Below are 17,590 nucleotides of genomic sequence, written 5' to 3'. Positions count from 1 at the left end.
CTCAGTCGATCGCGAACTGGAATCGGCGGTTGATGCGGAACTGCACGGCGGTGACGATGAACACCATCACGCCGAGCACGAGTGCCATGGCCGTCGCGTAGCCCATCTGCAGATAGTTGAAGGCCTTCTGCCAGATGTACCAAACGATCGATGCCGTGGAGAACTCCGGTCCGCCCGTGGGCGTCATGATGTTGATCTCGATGAAGATCTGGGCGCCGCCGATGATGTTGGTGACGACCAGGAAGAAGGTCACGGGGCTGAGCATGGGAACCGTGATGTAGCGGAACTTCGCGAGCGGCCCGGCGCCGTCGAGCGATGCGGCCTCGTAGAGGTGAGACGGCACCGATTGCAGCGCGGCGAGGTAGAGGAGCATCGAATAGCCGATGCCCTTCCAGACCGCCATGATGATGATGGCGGGCTTGGCGGTGGCGGCGTTCTGCAGCCAGTTCGGTCCGTCGATGCCGAAGATGGAGAGCACCTGATTGACGAGGCCGAAGTCGCCGTTGTAGGCCCACTGCCAGAGGATCGCTACCGCCGCGAGCGAGGAGACCACGGGCACGTAGTACACCGTGCGGAAGAAGGTCAGGCCGCGCATGCGCCGGTTGAGGGCGAGCGCGAGCAGGAGCGAGATCACCAGGCCGATCGGGATGCCGATCATGTAGAACACCGTGTTGCCCAGCGATTGCCAGAAATATCGGTCGCCCATCATCTCGACGAAGTTGTCGACGCCGTTGGGGACGGGGGCGCCGAGGCCGTTCCACGTGGTGAACGACGCGTAGATCGAGTACACGAGCGGGTAGCCGATGAAGGCGAGGAATCCGATCACGGGCGCGGCAACGAAGGCGAGCGCCGCGCGGTGCTCCCTGCGGTGGAGGCGGGAGCGGCGGGGAGTGGGGGTCGTCATGCGTCTGGACCTCTGTGTCAGGGGATGGAGGAGACGGGGCGGGCGCCGCCGAGACCGGCGGCGCCCGTCGCGATCAACCGATTCCCGCCTGGGCGTTGGCCTTGTCGAGGAGCTCCTGCATGCGAGGCTGCACCTCGTCGAGGTACTCCTGGGCGGTCTGATCCCCGTCGAGCACGGGCTGGATGTTCTTGAACAGCTCGTCGTACCACTCGGCGCTGTAGGTGTTGTTCGCCGGCAGCGCGCGGCCGTAGTCCTCGGCGATGTCGAGGAACTCCTGCTTGTTCGCGGGGGGAAGGGTCGAGGTCGTGACCCACTCGTTCGCCATGTCGATGAGGTTCGGGATCTGCACGCCCGCGTCGACCAGCTCCTGCTGCGCGTCGGCGTCGACGCTGAGGTACATCGCGAGCTCGGCCGCGAGGTCGGGCGCCGCGGTGGACGCCGAGACGGCGATGCCGAGCGTGCCGGTCCAGGTCGCGCTCTTGCCGGTGGATCCCGCGGGGTAGGGGATCAGGTCCCACTCGAAGTCGAGATCCTGGTACGTGGGGACGTCCCACGGGCCGACGGGGAAGAAGCCGATCTGGCCCTGCATCCAGCGCTGGTAGGTGTCGAGCGTCTGCGCGTCTCCGGCGGAGGGCGTGACGCCGTGCACGTTCTGCATGTCCGCGAAGTACTGCAGCGCCTCGACGAACTCGGGCTCGTTGACCGTGACCTTCGTGCGGTCCTCGTTGAGCCAGTCGCCCCCGTTCGACCACACGAACGGCTGGAGGTTCCACGTGACGTTGAGGCCCGTGCCCCACTGGTCGAGCTTGCCGTCGCCGTCGACGTCGGCCGTGAGCTGCTTCGACACCTCGATGAACTCGTCCCAGGTGTAGGGGACGTCGGGATCGGGCAGCGGAATGCCCGCGGCCTCGAACATGGTCTTGTTGTAACCGAAGGAGAACGGGCCGATGTCCTTCGGCAGGGCGTAGATCGACCCCGTGCCCTGAGTCGTGCCGTCAAAGCGGTAGCTGTCGAGGCCGTAGGGCCAGACGTTGTCGAGGTCGATCGCGTCGGACGACTCGACGGCCTCGGTGATGTCGGCGATGACGCCGCTCTTCACAAACGACTGCACGCTCCCCGGGTCGACGTAGAACACGTCCGGGACCTGCTTGCCGGCGATCGCCGCCTTCAGCTTCGTCGCGTACTCGTCGGCCGTCGTCATGATGATCTTGACGTCGACGCCCTCGTGGGCCTGCTCGAAGGCCTCGATCGCGGCCGTGTAGGCCGCCTTCTCGGCGTCGCCGCCGCGGAACATGAAGGTGAGCGTCGAACCGTCGCCGGGATCGGCTCCGCCCGCGCACCCGGTGAGTGCGGTTGCGGCCAGTGCGGTGACGCCCGCGACGGCCAGGATCCGTGACTTCATTGTGCTGTGTCCTCTCGGGAATGGGTGACCACGTTGTCGAGACCGGTCCCGGAGGGCCGGATCTTCCGAGTTTACAACGTTGTAGTAAACGTTGTAGAAATCATTGTGACGCGCGGGGCGGCGCGGTGTCAACTGCTTTTCGCGGGTGAGGGGCTTGCTGGGCCGCGATCGCGGAGGTGGCCCCTTACCGCGGAAGGATCCTTCGGGTACCTCCGCAGTTGTGGGTCGGTTCCGAAGAATGGGCGCGCCGGGCGTGGTGATCGCGCTGGCGCGGACTCGCGTTTCCGGGACCGGTGCGGCGGACTTGACCCCTTACTGCGGGAGGATCCCTCGGATTCCTCCGCAGTTGTGGGTCATCTCCGCAGTTCGGGAGGGCGCCGCGCGCGGCTACGCCGAGGGGGCCGATTCCCGGTCGAGGATCTGGAAGTCGGCGAGCATCGTGCGCGGCGCGGGATCCGGGGTGCCGGCGATCCGCTCGAGGAGGGTGGAGACCGCGGTGCGGGCGATCCATTCGCGACCGGGGTCGACCGTCGTGAGCGACGGGATCGAGTACTTGGCCTCGTCGAGCCCGTCGAAGCCGATCACGGCGACGTCGTCGGGGATCCGGCGGCCCGCCTCCTGCAGCACCCGCATGGCGCCGAGGGCGAGGGTGTCGTTGAGCCCGAACACGGCGTCGAAGCTCGCGCCGCGGGCGAGCAGCTCCCGCATCGAATCGGCGCCGTTCGCCCGGTGCCAGAGCGTCGTGTAGCCGACGATGTCGTCGTCATACGCGATTCCGGCGGCCTCGAGCGCCTCGCGATAGCCCTGCATGCGCAGGGCCGCGGATCCGATCAGCTCGCCCTCGTGCGCCCCGATCGCGGCGATGCGGCGGTGACCGGACGCGATGAGGTGTTCCGTGGCGGCGCGCGCCGCGTCGACGTTGCGCATGGTGACGTGATCCGTCGGCCCGTCGAAGATGCGCTCGCCGAGGAGCACGAGCGGGTAGTCGACCTCGAGGGCGGAGACGTCATCGTGCGACATGCCGAGTGGACTGAAGATGAGGCCGTCGGTGAGCTTGCGTCGCGGACCCCGCAGCAGCTCGAGCTCGCGGTCGCGATCGGCCCCCGTCTGCTCGACGAGCACGGCGACGCCCGCCGCCTCCGCCTCCTGGATCACCTGCGCCGCGAGCTCCGCGAAGTACGCGAGGCCGAGGTCGGGCAGTGCGAGCGCGATGGCGCCCGTGCGGCCCGAGCGGAGGTTACGCGCCGTGAGGTTCGGCGTGTAGCCGAGCTCGGCGATCGCGTCCTCGACCTTCTGCCGCGTGGCCGGGCGCACGTGGGGGTAGTCGTTGATGACGTTCGAGACGGTCTTGATCGAGACCCCCGCGAGCCTCGCCACGTCATGCAGGGTGATCGCCACGCCGGCCCCCTTCCTCGCCACCTATAACGTTGTAGGCCGAGTCTATGCGACGGAGCGGGGCGCCCTCCTCGCCGCGGCTGCTCGCGAACCGCGGATTCAGGCCCTGATGTCGACCACGCGGGTCTTGCCGAACTCGGGGGCGAGGGCGCCCTGCGACCAGGACGCGAGGTCGGCGGCGAGGGCGCCGAGGCGGTCCTCGGGCGCCCACACCTCGAAGCGCGCGGCGGCGCCGTAGGCGGTCTCGCCGAGCGCGGCGTCGTGGGATCCCACCCACTCGCGCAGCATGTTGTCGAGGCGCCCGGCGTCTGCGTGGGGGACCTCGAACGTCGCCCGGGTGAGCGCCCGCCGATGAACGAGCTCGGCGCGGTCGAGGGCCTCGGACACCGCCCCGCCGTAGGCCCGCACCAGGCCGCCCGCGCCCAGCTTGACGCCCCCGAAGTATCGCGTGACGACGGCGACGAGATCGGTCATGCCGCGCCGCTTCAGCACCTCCATCATGGGAACGCCCGCCGTGCCGGACGGCTCGCCGTCGTCGGACGACCGCGCCTGGCCGCCCCGCACGCCCGTGACCATCGCGACGCAGTTGTGCCGGGCGTCCCAATAGGTCTTGCGCACCCCGGCGATGAACTCGTCGGCCTCCGCGACGGATCCGACCGGCTCGAGGTGCGTGATGAACCGCGACTTCTTGATCTCGATCTCGTGCTCCACGCGGCGGGCAATCGTCGCGGGATACTCGGCCATCCGCCCAGGCTACCGAATCCGGGGCGACGGATCCCGGCGGCGAGCGCCGGCGCGAGGGTGCGGGTCAGGCCGGTGCGGCAGACTGGGGGAGATGCCTTCTCTGCTTGAGGCCGCGCGCGCGGCCGGTGACGACGCCGATTCCCTCTACGACGCCTTTCTCGACTGGGCGACGGAGCAGGGCATCTCGCTCTACCCCGCACAGGACGAGGCGGCGATGGAACTCGCGGCGGGGAACAACGTGATCCTCGCGACGCCGACCGGGACGGGAAAGTCGCTCGTCGCCCTCGCCGCGCACGCGATCGCGCTCGGTCGCGGCGGGCGCACGTACTACACGGCGCCGATCAAGGCGCTCGTGAGCGAGAAGTTCTTCGCCCTCGTCGAGACCTTCGGCGCCGAGAACATCGGCATGGTGACGGGCGACAGCTCGGTCAACGCCGACGCCCCCATCGTCTGCTGCACGGCGGAAATCCTCGCGAATCTCGCGCTCCGCGAGGGGGAGGACGCCGACGTCGACCAGGTGGTCATGGACGAGTTCCACTACTACGGCGACCGCGACCGCGGCTGGGCCTGGCAGGTCCCACTCCTCCTGCTGCCCCGCGCGCAGTTCCTGCTCATGTCGGCGACGCTCGGCGACACCTCCGCGATCGAGGACGACCTCACGCGGCGCACCGGCCGCGCCACGACCCTCGTGGCGGGCGCCGAACGCCCCGTGCCGCTGCACTTCAGCTACGAGAAGAAGCCCGCGCACGAGGTCGTCGAGGAACTGCTGCAGGACCGCGAGGTGCCCGTCTACGTCGTGCACTTCAGCCAGGCGGCCGCCATGGAACGCGCGCAGGCCCTCGCGAGCATCAACATCACCACGCGCGAGCAGCGCGACGAGATCGCCGCCGCGCTCGGCGACTTCCGCTTCACGACGAACTTCGGCAAGACCCTCTCGCGCCTCGTCCGCGCCGGGATCGGCGTGCACCACGCGGGCATGCTACCCCGCTACCGCCGGCTCGTCGAGACGCTCGCCCAGAAGGGGCTGCTGCGCGTCATCTGCGGCACCGACACCCTCGGCGTGGGCATCAACGTACCGATCCGCACCGTCCTGATCACGGAGCTGTCGAAGTACGACGGCGCCCGGATGCGCAGGCTCGGCGCGCGCGAGTTCCACCAGATCGCGGGGCGGGCCGGTCGCGCCGGTTACGACCCCTACGGCAACGTCGTCGTGCTCGCGCCCGAGCACGAGATCGAGAACGCGCAGGCGCTCGCCAAGGCCGGCGACGACCCGAAGAAGCTCAAGAAGGTCAAGAAGAAGCAGCCGCCGAAGGGCTTCGTCAGCTGGAGCGAGCAGAGCTTCGAGAACATCATTGCGGCCGAACCCGAGCCGCTCGGCCCGCGCATGCAGATGACCTCGGCGATGCTCATCAACATCATCGCGCGCGGCGGCGACGTGTTCGACAACGTGCGCTCGCTCGTCTTCGACAACCACCAGCCGAAGAAGGAGCAGTACGCCCTGGCACGCCGGGCGCTCGCGATCTTCCGCACGCTGCGCGACGCGGAGCTCATCGAGGTGACGCCGTCGGGCGAGATCCGGCTCTTCCTCGACCTGCAGCCGAACTTCGCGCTCAACCAGCCCCTGTCGCCCTTCGCGCTCGCGGCGCTCGAGCTCCTGGATCCGGACGACGGGCCCGGCGGAGTGGGCACGGGGCATTACGCGCTCGACGTCGTCAGCGTCATCGAGTCGACGCTCGACGACCCGCGCCAGATCCTCAGCCAGCAGCAGTTCAAGGCGCGCGGCGAGGCGGTCGGCGCCATGAAGCGCGACGGCATCGAGTACGACGAGCGCATGGAGCTGCTCGAGGAGATCACCTACCCGAAGCCGCTCGCGGAGTTGCTCACGCAGGCCTACGAGACCTTCGCGAGCTCGCAGCCGTGGATCCGCGATTTCGCGCTCGCGCCGAAGTCGGTCGTGCGCGACATGTACGAGCGCGCGATGAGCTTCGCCGAGTTCGTGCAGTGGTACCAGTTGGGGCGCAGCGAGGGGCTCGTGCTGCGCTACCTGTCCGACGCGTATCGCACCATCCGGCAGACGGTGCCGCCGGAGGCGCGCACGCGCGAGCTCGACGACATCGTCGAGTGGCTCGGCGAGATGGTGCGGCAGGTCGACTCGAGCCTCGTCGACGAGTGGGAGACGCTCATGGCGGGGCTCGACGCCGACGGCACGCCCGTCGTGCCGCCCGCGCCGCCGTCGGTCGTGATGAACGTGCGCGCCTTCACCGTGCTGGTGCGCAACGCGATGTTCCGTCGCGTGCAGCTCGCCGCGCTCGAGAGGGACGACGAGCTCGAGGAGCTGGATCCGGACGCCGATTGGCCCGGCGCTCTCGACGACTACTACGACGAGCACGACGACATCCTCACGGGTGCCGCTGCCCGCGCGCCTCAGCTGTGCGAGATCACGCAGGGGCCCGACGCCTGGAAGGTCGAGCAGACGATCGACGATCCCGAGGGCAACCACGACTGGCGCATCCGCGGCGACGTCGACCTCGCCGCCTCCGCGGAGGCCGGCGAGGCCGTGCTGCACGTGACCGAGGTCCTGCGGCTGTAGGTGGCGGGCTCAGGCGCCCTGGAAGCCGCGCGCGACCGAGGCCGCCGCGCTCAGCCACGCGCGCTGCGTGGCGGGGCGCAGGGCGCCGTAGTGCAGGTGGCCGTCGATCATCGCCGGGTCGAACGGGATCTGCACGACGTCGCGCGTGAGCTGGCGGTAGCCGTCGACGATGCGCCGCACCTCGGCACCCGTCGAGCGCTGATCGGCCTGGCTCACGACCGACACCGCGTTCGCCGCGAGCTTCGCCGAGCGCTCGTCCCGCTCCGCGAGGGCGTCGAGCAGCAGGGCGCCGGCCTCCGCGTGCTCGTCGCGCGTGGTCGTGGCGATGACGAGCTGGTCGGTGTGGTCGATCATTCGCTGCCACAGCGGGTCGGACTCGTCGTTGCCCGAGTCCATCACGATGAGGCGGTAATAGCGGGCGGCGACCGAGTGGATCCGGTCGACGTCCTCGGCCGAGACGCGCTGTTCCGAGGCGAGCGCGATCGGCTGCGAGCGCAGCACGTCGAAGCGGTCCTGGCGCTGGTGGTGCACGAAGTTGGCGACGTCGGCGGCCTGCGCCTCGGTCGAGAGCAGGTGGTCCGATGCGCCGAGCATGTCGTGCAGCGTCGCCTCGTGCGGGCCCTGCTCCGTGCGCCAGCCGAGCGTGCCGCGGGTCTGGTTGTTGTCCCACGCGAGCACGCCCGCGCCGCCGAAGCGGGCGAACACGGCCGCTAGCAGGATCGTCGTGGGCGTCTTTCCGCTGCCGCCCTTTCCGTTCACGACGGCGATGGTGCGCGGGCCCGGCCAATGGTGCGCGACGTCCATCTGGTCGGAGCGCTCCGAGCGCTCCTCGGCGCCCGGTGCCATGCGGATGCCCATGCGCGTCATGGCTCCGCGGAAGCCGCGGGTCGCCGGCTCCTCGCGCTCGTCCTGGTCGCGCCCGCTCGTGAGGAAGGTCTCGCGCTCGGGACGCACGACCCTCGCGTCGTGGGCGGAACGGGGGCTCGCCGCGCGCGCCGGTGCGGGCGTCTCCGTCGCCCGCGGAGCGGACCCGCGCTTGGGGCCCGGGGTCGGATCCTCCGCCGCCGCGGCGGGGGCGGGCGCGCTGCTGTACGGCGTGGCGGGGCGCGGGGCGCCCGTCGGGGCCGCGTACTCGACGTTCTCGTCGCCGTCGACCACGAGCGGCCACGTGCCGTCGGGTTCGGTGACGAGCACGTGCAGCGGGGTGTCGAGCTGGCGAGCGATCTGCGCCGTGAGCCGCACGATCTCACGGCGCGCGTCTTCGGCGTGCGTGGTCGCGATCTCGTGCGGGGTCTCGTCTACGACGAGGACGGCGGATCCGTCGGGGTGGATGGTGGCGTTGAGTCCGTCATCATTCGAGCTGGCGCGCGTGGCGTTCATCCGTCCAGACTACAGATCTCGATTCGGTTACGACCGCAGAATCACTTCGCGATCAGCGTCGTCTCGAAGGAGTACATGTCGGGGCGGTAGACGTGGCGGCCGTACTCGACGGCGTGGCCGGAGGCGTCGAAGGCGGTGCGCTCCATCGTGAGCAGGGGGCTCCCGGCGTCGATGTCGAGCAGGCTCGGCTCGTCGTCGTGCGCGCGCCGGGCGCCGATGCGCTGCTTGGCGACGCGGATCGTCACGCCGCGGGCGCGCAGGATCGCGTACAGGCCGCCCGCCGCGAGCTGCTCCTCGGTGATATCGGCGAATTCCTCCGGGAGGTGGTTCTCGAGCACGGCCATGGGCGTGCCGTCGGCGGTGCGCAGGCGGCGCAGGCGAAGCACGCGCGCGCCCGTCTCGATGCCGAGTCGCTCGGCGACGCTCGCGGGCGCCGCGACGACCTCGCGCGAGACGACGCGGGTGCCGGGCTCGTGCTGGGATCCCTTGAGGTCCTCGAAGAGGCTCGTCAGCTCGACCTCGCGGGTGACCTGGCCCTGCACCACCTGGGTGCCGATGCCGCGGCGGCGCACGAGGAGTCCCTTGTCGACGACCTCCTGGATGGCGCGGCGCACCGTGGGACGCGACAAGCCGAGGCGCTGCCCGATCGAGATCTCGTTCTCGAGCCGGGCGCCGGGAGCGATCTCGCCCGAGCGGATCGCCTGTTCGAGGCGGCTGGATATCTGGAAGTACAGCGGGATCGGGCCCGTGCGGTCGAGATCCGCAAACAGGTGATCGGGCCACACCGGAGTGTCGTTCGGCATCGGTTACCCCTTCGTTCCGTTTGTCATCACAATATTACTCGGAAGCGCAAATGTCTTGTTGCACGGGGTGCATGTTGTGATATTGTCAGGACAAACACCGCGGCACCCCGGCGCCGCGACCGGAAAGTCTCGACAACGGAGTGTGACGACAATGGTTTCTGTCCCAGACGTACTGGCCATCGGCCGGCTCGGCGTCGACATCTACCCGCTGCAGGACGGCGTGGGGCTCGAGGAGGTCTCGACGTTCGGCAAGTACCTCGGCGGCACCGCCGCCAACGTGGCGGTCGCCGCCGCACGGCACGGGCACGCGCCCGCCCTCGTCGCTCGAGTCGGCGACGATCCGTTCGGCCGCTACCTCCTCGCCGAGCTCGAGCGCCTCGGCGTGGCCACCGACTTCGTGCGCACGGACCCGACGCTCGCCACGCCCGTCACCTTCTGCGAGATCTTCCCGCCCGACGACTTCCCGCTGTACTTCTACCGCGAGCCCAAGGCTCCGGACATGAACATCACGCCCGACGAGATCGACGAGACCGCGGCGCGCGAGGCGCGGATCCTCTGGATCACGACCACGGGGCTCAGCGAGGAGCCGAGCCGCTCGGCGCTGCACCGCGCGCTCGCCCTCCGGGAGCGCCGCGCGCACACGATCATCGACCTGGACTACCGGCCGATGTTCTGGAGCGACCCCGCCGATGCGACCGCGGAGCTTGAGCAGGTGCTCGGATCTGTGACGATCGCCATCGGCAACCGCGAGGAGTGCGAGGTCGCCGTGGGCGAGAGCGAACCGCAGCGCGCCGCCGACGCCCTCCTCGAGCGCGGCGTCGAGATCGCCGTCGTCAAGCAGGGCCCGCGCGGCGTGCTCGCGAAGACCCGCGACGAGCAGGTCGAGGTGCCCACCCACGCCGTGAACGTGATCAACGGGCTCGGCGCCGGCGACGCCTTCGGCGGCGCCTTCTGCCACGGCATGCTGGAGGGATGGGGACTCGAGCGCACACTCCGCTTCGCCAACGTCGCGGGCGCCATCGTCGCCTCGCGTCGCGAGTGCTCCACCGCGATGCCCACGCCGGACGAGGTCGAGCAGGCGATTGCGAGCGTGGCATCGTGACCGCTCTCGACGAGCGCGACTTCGCGCGTCTGCGCGAGTTGCGCGCGCGACGCCCCGAGGAGATCGTGGGCGCCTACGCCGCACGCCGCCGCCGGCCGCTGCTCGGCGCCGACGGCCGCCTCCTCATCGTCGCCGCCGACCACCCCGCTCGCGGATCCCTCGCGATCGGGTCCGACTCGATGGCGATGGCCGACCGCTACGACCTGCTCGACCGCCTCGCGACGGCCCTGCGGGATCCGCGGGTCGATGGCGTGCTGGGCACGCCCGACATCCTCGACGACCTCGCGGCCCTCGGGCTGCTCGACGACAAGGTCCTCGTCGGATCCATGAATCGCGGCGGCCTGCGCGGCGCGGAGTTCGAGATGGACGACCGCTACACCGGGCACGACGTCGAGACGATGGTCGATCGGGGGATCGACTTCGCCAAGACGCTCGTGCGCGTCAACCTCGCCGACGCCGGCACGGCGCCGACGCTCGAGGCGACGGCGCGCGCCGTGACGGCCGCCGCGCGGGCGGGCCTGCCGATCATGCTCGAGCCGTTCATCAGCGAGTGGCGCGACGGCCGGATCGTCAACGATCTCTCGCCCGACGCCGTGATCTCGTCCGTCGCGATCGCCTCCGGCCTCGGCGCCGACAGCTCGCGCACCTGGATGAAGCTGCCCGTCGTCGACGACATGGAGCGCGTCATGGCGGCCACCACCATGCCGACGCTGCTGCTCGGCGGCGACGGCGCCGGTGACCCCGAGGCGATGTATGCCTCCTGGGAGCGGGCGCTCGCCCTCCCCGGAGTCGTCGGGCTCACCGTGGGCCGCAACCTGCTCTACCCCGCTGACGGCGACGTCGCCGGCGCCGTCGACACGGCCGCCCGGCTCGTGCACACGACCGATTCCGTATCCGCCTGATCCCGAACTGCGAGGACATCATGACCAACGACACCACGTCTTTCGACACCGCCCTCCCCGTCATCGGGCACTGGATCGACGGCGCGCCGAGCGCCTCGAGCTCGGGACGCACGGCACCCGTCTTCAACCCCGCGACGGGCGCACAGACCGCCGAGGTGGCGCTCGCGGACGCCGCCGAGATCGACGCGGCCATCGCCTCCGCGCAGCGCGGCTACGAGACCTGGTCGACGTTCTCGATCGCGAAGCGCCAGAGCGTGATCTTCGCCTTCCGCGAGCTGCTGAACGCAAGCAAGGGCGAGCTCGCCGAGATCATCTCGAGCGAGCACGGCAAGGTGCTCTCCGACGCGGCCGGCGAGATCGCCCGCGGCCAGGAGGTCGTCGAGCTCGCCACCGGCTTCGCCCACCTCACGAAGGGCGCCTTCAGCGAGAACGCCTCGACGGGCGTCGACGTGTTCTCGATCAAGCAGCCGCTCGGCGTGGTCGGCATCATCAGCCCCTTCAACTTCCCGGCGATGGTGCCGATGTGGTTCTTCCCCGTGGCGATCGCCGCCGGCAACGCCGTCGTGCTGAAGCCCAGCGAGAAGGATCCCTCCGCGGCGCTGTGGATGGCGCAGCTGTGGAAGAAGGCCGGTCTGCCCGACGGCGTCTTCACCGTGCTGCAGGGCGACAAGCTCGCCGTCGACGGGCTGCTGACCGACGAGCGCGTGCAGTCGATCTCCTTCGTCGGATCCACCCCGATCGCGAAGTACATCTACGAGACCGCCTCGCAGCACGGCAAGCGCGTGCAGGCCCTCGGCGGCGCGAAGAACCACATGCTGGTGCTGCCCGACGCCGACCTCGACATCGTCGCCGATCAGGCGATCAACGCCGGATACGGCGCCGCGGGAGAGCGCTGCATGGCCATCTCGGTCGTCCTCGCCGTCGAGCCCGTCGCCGACGAGCTGATCGAGAAGATCACGAGCCGCATCGCCGAGCTGCGCGTCGGCGCGGGATCCTCGACGCCCGAGCCCCACATGGGCCCGCTCATCTCGGCCCAGCACCGCGACAAGGTCTCGGGATACGTCGACATCGCCGAGGCCGACGGCGCCACGATCGTCGTCGACGGCCGCGACTTCACGGTGCCGGGCTGCGAGGACGGATTCTTCTTCGGGCCGACGCTGATCGACAAGCTCCCGACGACCTCCCGCGCGTACACCGAGGAGATCTTCGGACCCGTGCTCGAGGTCGTGCGCGTGAAGAGCTACGAGGAGGGCCTCGCCCTCATCAACTCCGGCGCCTTCGGCAACGGCACCGCGATCTTCACGAACGACGGCGGCGCCGCGCGCCGCTTCCAGAACGAGGTGCAGGTGGGCATGATCGGCATCAACGTGCCGATCCCCGTTCCCGTCGCCTACCACTCGTTCGGCGGCTGGAAGGCGTCGCTGTTCGGCGACAGCAAGGCCTACGGCGTGCAGGGCTTCGAGTTCTTCACGCGCGAGAAGGCGATCACGAGCCGTTGGCTCGACCCGGCCACACACGGCGGCATCAACCTCGGGTTCCCGCAGAACGACTGAGCCGGCCCGGCCGATCACGACACTTCGAAGATGAGGAAGCGATGACACAGCAGCGATGGTTCCATCGCCGGGGCGAGCTCGCCCGCGGCCAGTGGCAGACGGTGGTCGACGGACGGATCGACGGGTGGGCGCACACGGGCCTGCGGGTCGCGGAGCTCGACGGGGGATCGGTCGAGCTCGAGCCCGGCGTCGAGAAGCTCGTCGTCCCGCTCGCGGGATCCTTCGTCGTCGAGACGCAGGGTGAGAGCTACGAGCTCGCCGGCCGCGCGTCGGTCTTCGACGGCCCGACCGACGTCCTCTACGTCGGCACCGCCGAGGCCGCGCGCGTCTCCGGCACCGGCCGCGTCGCCGTCGCGACGTCGCCGACGGAGCGTTCGTTGCCGAATCGGTTCATCCCGGCCGAGCAGACGCCCGTCGAGCTGCGCGGCTCCGGCGCGTCCAGCCGTCAGGTGCACAACTTCGGCACGCCGCAGGCGCTCGAGGCCGCGCGCTTCATCGTCTGCGAGGTGATCACGCCGAGCGAGAACTGGTCGTCGTATCCACCCCACAAGCACGACGAGCACGTGCCGGAGCACGAGTCGCGGCTCGAGGAGATCTACTACTTCGAGTCGGCGCCGACCCGCACGAGCGAGGGCGTGCCCGCCGAGAGCGCGTTCGGCATGTTCAGCACCTACAGCTCGCCCGCGGGCGAGATCGATATCAACGCGCGGGTCCAGACGGGAGACGTGGCGCTCGTGCCCTACGGCTACCACGGGCCCGCCGTGGCCGCGCCGGGGTACGACCTCTACTACCTCAATGTCATGGCGGGGCCCGACGCCGAGCGGGTCTGGAACATCAGCGACGACCCCGCGCACGCCTGGGTGAGGGCGTCGTGGGAGGGGCAGCCGTTCGACGAGCGACTGCCGTACGAGAGCACGAAGGAGTGATCATGGGCGAGACGAAGCGGATGACGGTGGGCCAGGCCCTCGTCGAATTCCTCGCGAACCAGTGGACGGTCGACGGCGACATCGTCGAGCGCACCATCCCGGCGACGTTCGGCATCTTCGGCCACGGCAACGTGGCCGGCTTGGGCCAGGCGCTGAAGCAGCTGCACGCCGAGCGCGTCGGGCTCATGCCGTACCACCAGGCCCGGAACGAGCAGGCGATGGTGCACCAGGCCGTCGGCTACGCCCGCATGCACCGCCGGCGCGCCACCTACGCGGCCGCGGCCTCGGTCGGGCCGGGAGCCGCGAACATGCTCACGGGCGCGGCGCTCGCGACGGCGAACCGCCTGCCGGCGCTCCTCCTGCCGAGCGACACCTTCGCGACGCGCGTCGCGGATCCGGTGCTGCAGCAGCTCGAGCACCCGCACGATACGGGCATCCAGGTCACCGACGCGTTCCGCCCGGTGTCGCGCTTCTTCGACCGCGTGCAGCGCCCCGAGCAGCTGTTCTCGATCGCGCTCGCCGCGATGCGCGTGCTGACGGATCCGGCCGAGACCGGCGCCGTCACGATCGCGCTGCCGGAGGACGTGCAGGCCGAGGCCTTCGACGTGCCGGTCGAGTTCCTGCAGCGCCGCGAGTGGCACATCCGCCGGCCCCGCCCCGACCGGGGCGTGATCGAACGCGCGGCGGCCGCCATCCGCGCCGCGAAGCGCCCGATCATCGTCGCCGGCGGCGGCGTGCTCTACTCGGACGCCGAGGAGCAGCTGCGCGCGCTCGCCGAGGCGACCGGGATCCCGGTGGGCACCTCGCAGGCCGGCGGCGGCGTGCTCGCGTGGGACCACCCGCAGAACCTCGGCGGCATCGGCGCGACGGGCACGCTCGCGGCCAACCGCATCGCCGCCGAGGCCGATGTCGTCATCGGCATCGGCACCCGCTACAGCGACTTCACGACGGCCTCGCGCACCGCGTTCCAGGATCCGTCCGTGACCTTCGTGAACATCAACGTCGCGGCCTTCGACGCGTACAAGCACGGCACCCAGCTGCCGGTGATCGCCGACGCGCGCGAGGCCATCGTCGAACTGTCGGAGGCGCTCGCCGGTCACACGGTCTCGCCCGAGTACGCCGCGCGCGTCGCCGAGGAGAAGGCGTCGTGGGACAGGACGGTCGACGAGGCCTTCCGGCCTTCCGGCCGCGCCCTGCCCGGCCAGCCCGAGATCATCGGCGCGGTGCAGCGCGCGTCCGCGCCCGAGGACGTCGTCGTGCAGGCGGCCGGATCCCTCCCCGGCGACCTGCACAAGCTGTGGCGGGTGCGGGATCCGCTGGGCTACCACGTCGAATACGCGTTCAGCTGCATGGGATACGAGATCGCGGGCGGCCTCGGCGCCAAGCGCGGCGCGGAGGCGTCCGGATCGGACCGCGACGTCATCGTCATGGTCGGCGACGGCTCGTACCTCATGCTGAACACTGAGCTCGTGACGGCGGTGTCCGAAGGCATCAAGATCATCGTGATCATCATCCAGAACCACGGCTACGCCTCCATCGGGCACCTGTCCGAGACCGTCGGATCCGAGCGCTTCGGCACGAAGTACCGCGCCTACGATCGCCAGGCGCAGGACTTCCAGGGCGAGCAGGTGCTCCCCGTCGACCTCGCCGCCAACGCCCGCAGCTACGGCATCGAGACGATCGAGATCGAGCCCGGTCCCGGATCCATCGACGAGCTCGGCGCCGCGATCGCGCGCGCCAAAGCCTCGGAGGCCTCCACCGTCATCCACATCAACAGCGACCCGCTGATCTACGCGCCCGACGGCGCGGGGTGGTGGGACGTGCCGGTGGCGGAGCCGTCGACGATCGAGTCGACGGCCGCCGCACGCGCCGAATACGTCGAGCAGCGCCGGCTGCAGCGCCCGCTGCTGGGCTGAAGACTCAAGGAAGAGAGAAGACATGACCGACAACAGTGCCGGACTCCGCATCGGAACCGCCCCCGACTCGTGGGGCGTGTGGTTCCCCGACGACCCGAAGCAGGTGCCGTGGCAGCGCTTCCTCGACGAGGTCGTCGAGGCGGGGTACACCTGGATCGAGCTGGGCCCGTACGGATACCTTCCGACGGATCCGCACCAGCTGGAGGACGAACTCGGCTCGCGCGGCCTCAAGCTCTCGGGCGGCACGGTGTTCACCGGCTTCCACAAGACCGAGGAAGAGCGCACGCGCGCGTGGGACCAGGCCGTGAAGGTCGCCGGGCTCGCCTCGCAGCTGGGTGCCGAGCACATCGTCGTGATCCCCGACCTCTGGCGCAGCGACGCCACGGGCGAGAACCTCGAGCCGCGCACGCTCACCGACGAGCAGTGGAAGAAGCTCGCGGCAGGGCACGACTGGCTCGGCAAGGCGCTGCTCGAGGAGTACGGCGTCAAGCAGCAGTTCCACTCGCACGCCGACAGCCACGTCGGCACGGCGCGCGAGGTGACGCGCTTCCTCGACGAGACGGATCCGCGCTACACCAACCTGTGCCTCGACACGGGCCACTACGCATACTACGGCGGCGACAACCTCGCGCTCATCCGCGAGCGGCCCGAGCGCATCGGCTACCTGCACCTGAAGCAGGTCGACCAGACCCAGCTGTTCGACGTGCTGAAGAACGACGTCCCCTTCGCCGACGCGGTCGCCGGCGGAATCATGATCGAGCCGCCGCACGGCGTGCCCGAGCTCGGCCCCATCATCGAGGCTGCCGCCGCCATCTCGCCCGACATCTTCGCGATCGTCGAGCAGGACATGTACGGCTGCGACGTCGACACCCCGTTCCCGATCGCGCGGCGCACGCGCGACCACATCCACGGCTGCACGCACATGGCACGCCAGTTCTGAGGAAGAAGCACATGACCACAGACCTCCGCATCGGAGTCGTCGGGGCCGGCGCAATGGGCGCCGACCACATCCAGCGCATCGCGACCCGCATCGCCGGCGCCGTCGTGTCGGCCGTCATCGAGCCCGACGCGGGCCGCGCGGCCGCGGCCGCCGAGCACGCGCCCGGCGCGCAGGTGTTCGCGAAGATCGAGGACGCCCTCGCGGCCGGTGCGATCGATGCCGCCCTCATCGCCGTCCCCGGGCAGTTTCACCTGCCGGTGTTGCTGCCCGCGCTCGAGGCGGGGCTGCCGATCCTCTGCGAGAAGCCGCTCACGCCCGACACCGCGACCTCCCTGCAGGTCCTCGAGGCCGAGCAGAAGCTCGACAAGCCGCACATTCAGGTGGGCTTCATGCGGCGCTTCGACGCCGAGTACGCCGATCTCCGCGAGCTCATCGCCTCGGGCGATGCCGGCGAGCTGCTGATGCTGCGCTGCGCGCACCGCAACCCCGATGTGCCCGAGTCGTACACGCAGTCGATGCTGATCACCGACTCGGTCGTGCACGAGTTCGATGTCGTACCGTGGCTCGCGGGTTCGCCCGTGAAGAGCGTCGAGGTCAAGTACGCCCGCCAGAACCCGAAGACGCCCGACCGCCTGCGCGAGCCGATCCTCGTGATCATGGAACTCGACAACGGCGTGCTCGTCGACCTCGAGATGAACGTCAGTGTGCAGTTCGGCTACCAGGTCACGACCGAGGCCGTCTTCTCCGACTCGGTCGCGCGGATCGGGGATCCGTCGGGCCTCACCCTCTGGAACGGCGCCCGCGTGGGGCGTCGCGAGCACACGAGCTTCACGACCCGTTTCGCGAGCGCGTACGACAACGAGATCCAGCGCTGGGTCGACGCGGTGCGCCGCGGCGACCTCGTCGACGGCCCCAACGCGTGGGACGGCTACCTCGTCGCCGCCTCCTGCGAGGCCGGCGTGCGCGCCCTCGAGCAGGGCGGCGTGCAGCAGGTCGAGCGCCAGCCCCGCCCGGCGTTCTACGCCTGACCCGA

General features: G+C 70.1%; 14 protein-coding genes. 8 read left to right on the top strand and 6 right to left on the bottom strand.

The annotated features are described in order from the left end of the window. Position 1 precedes the first annotated feature (1 nt). From IEX05_RS11790 to IEX05_RS11775, 4 genes are all read right to left on the bottom strand, one after another. Positions 2-904, bottom strand: coding sequence for a carbohydrate ABC transporter permease (locus tag IEX05_RS11790; RefSeq protein WP_188702114.1), 903 nt, complete (start codon positions 902-904; stop codon positions 2-4). A 73-nt stretch (positions 905-977) separates the two neighbouring features. Then, positions 978-2,306 carry an ABC transporter substrate-binding protein gene (locus IEX05_RS11785; RefSeq protein WP_188702112.1) on the bottom strand — a complete coding sequence of 443 codons (1,329 nt, stop codon included), beginning with the start codon at positions 2,304-2,306 and terminating at the stop codon, positions 978-980. Positions 2,307-2,693: 387 nt separating this feature from the next. Continuing rightward, positions 2,694-3,704, bottom strand: a complete 1,011-nt coding sequence (locus tag IEX05_RS11780) for a LacI family DNA-binding transcriptional regulator (RefSeq protein ID WP_188702110.1) — start codon at positions 3,702-3,704, stop codon at positions 2,694-2,696. Between the two features lie 96 nt (positions 3,705-3,800). Beyond that, a complete protein-coding gene (locus IEX05_RS11775; protein WP_188702108.1) occupies positions 3,801-4,445 on the bottom strand; it encodes a YigZ family protein in 645 nt (214 codons plus the stop codon). A 91-nt stretch (positions 4,446-4,536) separates the two neighbouring features. On the opposite strand from IEX05_RS11775, the gene IEX05_RS11770 reads away from it, so the two are divergent. Next, positions 4,537-7,035 (top strand): DEAD/DEAH box helicase, encoded by a 2,499-nt coding sequence (locus IEX05_RS11770; RefSeq protein ID WP_188702106.1) that lies wholly within the window; start codon positions 4,537-4,539, stop codon positions 7,033-7,035. 9 nt (positions 7,036-7,044) lie between these two features. Here the strand turns inward: IEX05_RS11770 and IEX05_RS11765 are convergent, their stop codons facing one another. Together IEX05_RS11765 and IEX05_RS11760 are read right to left on the bottom strand one after the other, a co-directional pair. Then, the gene (locus tag IEX05_RS11765; protein ID WP_188702104.1) at positions 7,045-8,415 is read right to left on the bottom strand and encodes a MinD/ParA family ATP-binding protein; all 1,371 of its coding nucleotides are present in this window, start codon (positions 8,413-8,415) and stop codon (positions 7,045-7,047) included. 41 nt (positions 8,416-8,456) lie between these two features. Beyond that, on the bottom strand, positions 8,457-9,218 hold the full coding sequence (locus IEX05_RS11760; RefSeq protein ID WP_188702102.1) for a GntR family transcriptional regulator: 762 nt from the start codon (positions 9,216-9,218) through the stop codon (positions 8,457-8,459). Between the two features lie 151 nt (positions 9,219-9,369). Here IEX05_RS11760 and iolC point away from each other — a divergent pair, with 151 nt between their 5' ends. Genes iolC through IEX05_RS11725 form a run of 7 tightly spaced genes read left to right on the top strand, consistent with a single transcriptional unit; the run spans position 9,370 to position 17,585 of the window. Further along, positions 9,370-10,320, top strand: coding sequence for a 5-dehydro-2-deoxygluconokinase (gene iolC, locus IEX05_RS11755; RefSeq protein WP_188702100.1), 951 nt, complete (start codon positions 9,370-9,372; stop codon positions 10,318-10,320). Continuing rightward, complete coding sequence (locus IEX05_RS11750; protein ID WP_229661283.1) at positions 10,317-11,222, top strand: class I fructose-bisphosphate aldolase; 906 nt, start codon at positions 10,317-10,319, stop codon at positions 11,220-11,222. The genes iolC and IEX05_RS11750 overlap by 4 nt, the downstream gene beginning before the upstream one ends. Before the next feature lie 20 nt (positions 11,223-11,242). After that, the gene (locus tag IEX05_RS11745) at positions 11,243-12,775 is read left to right on the top strand and encodes a CoA-acylating methylmalonate-semialdehyde dehydrogenase (RefSeq protein WP_188702098.1); all 1,533 of its coding nucleotides are present in this window, start codon (positions 11,243-11,245) and stop codon (positions 12,773-12,775) included. A gap of 41 nt (positions 12,776-12,816) precedes the next feature. Then, entirely contained in the window at positions 12,817-13,701 is an 885-nt protein-coding gene (gene iolB / locus IEX05_RS11740; protein WP_188702096.1) for a 5-deoxy-glucuronate isomerase, read from the top strand. Positions 13,702-13,703: 2 nt separating this feature from the next. Continuing rightward, the gene (iolD, locus tag IEX05_RS11735) at positions 13,704-15,617 is read left to right on the top strand and encodes a 3D-(3,5/4)-trihydroxycyclohexane-1,2-dione acylhydrolase (decyclizing) (RefSeq protein WP_188702094.1); all 1,914 of its coding nucleotides are present in this window, start codon (positions 13,704-13,706) and stop codon (positions 15,615-15,617) included. Between the two features lie 22 nt (positions 15,618-15,639). After that, positions 15,640-16,557, top strand: coding sequence for a sugar phosphate isomerase/epimerase family protein (locus IEX05_RS11730; protein WP_188702091.1), 918 nt, complete (start codon positions 15,640-15,642; stop codon positions 16,555-16,557). Between the two features lie 11 nt (positions 16,558-16,568). Beyond that, complete coding sequence (locus IEX05_RS11725; RefSeq protein WP_188702090.1) at positions 16,569-17,585, top strand: Gfo/Idh/MocA family protein; 1,017 nt, start codon at positions 16,569-16,571, stop codon at positions 17,583-17,585. Positions 17,586-17,590 lie beyond the last annotated feature (5 nt).

Source organism: Microbacterium nanhaiense, assembly GCF_014646015.1.
Classification (GTDB): domain Bacteria; phylum Actinomycetota; class Actinomycetes; order Actinomycetales; family Microbacteriaceae; genus Microbacterium; species Microbacterium nanhaiense.
The sequence above is the reverse complement of the archived record's forward strand: the minus strand, read 5'-3'. Positions and strand labels throughout refer to the sequence as shown.

Coding starts and splice junctions, on each gene's coding strand:
- IEX05_RS11785 (WP_188702112.1), bottom strand. CDS start 2,306: ATGAAGTCACGGATCCTGGCCGTCGCGGGCGTCACCGCACTGGCCGCA.
- IEX05_RS11765 (WP_188702104.1), bottom strand. CDS start 8,415: ATGAACGCCACGCGCGCCAGCTCGAATGATGACGGACTCAACGCCACC.
- IEX05_RS11770 (WP_188702106.1), top strand. CDS start 4,537: ATGCCTTCTCTGCTTGAGGCCGCGCGCGCGGCCGGTGACGACGCCGAT.
- IEX05_RS11790 (WP_188702114.1), bottom strand. CDS start 904: ATGACGACCCCCACTCCCCGCCGCTCCCGCCTCCACCGCAGGGAGCAC.
- iolD (WP_188702094.1), top strand. CDS start 13,704: ATGGGCGAGACGAAGCGGATGACGGTGGGCCAGGCCCTCGTCGAATTC.
- IEX05_RS11730 (WP_188702091.1), top strand. CDS start 15,640: ATGACCGACAACAGTGCCGGACTCCGCATCGGAACCGCCCCCGACTCG.
- IEX05_RS11760 (WP_188702102.1), bottom strand. CDS start 9,218: ATGCCGAACGACACTCCGGTGTGGCCCGATCACCTGTTTGCGGATCTC.
- IEX05_RS11775 (WP_188702108.1), bottom strand. CDS start 4,445: ATGGCCGAGTATCCCGCGACGATTGCCCGCCGCGTGGAGCACGAGATC.
- iolC (WP_188702100.1), top strand. CDS start 9,370: ATGGTTTCTGTCCCAGACGTACTGGCCATCGGCCGGCTCGGCGTCGAC.
- iolB (WP_188702096.1), top strand. CDS start 12,817: ATGACACAGCAGCGATGGTTCCATCGCCGGGGCGAGCTCGCCCGCGGC.
- IEX05_RS11745 (WP_188702098.1), top strand. CDS start 11,243: ATGACCAACGACACCACGTCTTTCGACACCGCCCTCCCCGTCATCGGG.
- IEX05_RS11725 (WP_188702090.1), top strand. CDS start 16,569: ATGACCACAGACCTCCGCATCGGAGTCGTCGGGGCCGGCGCAATGGGC.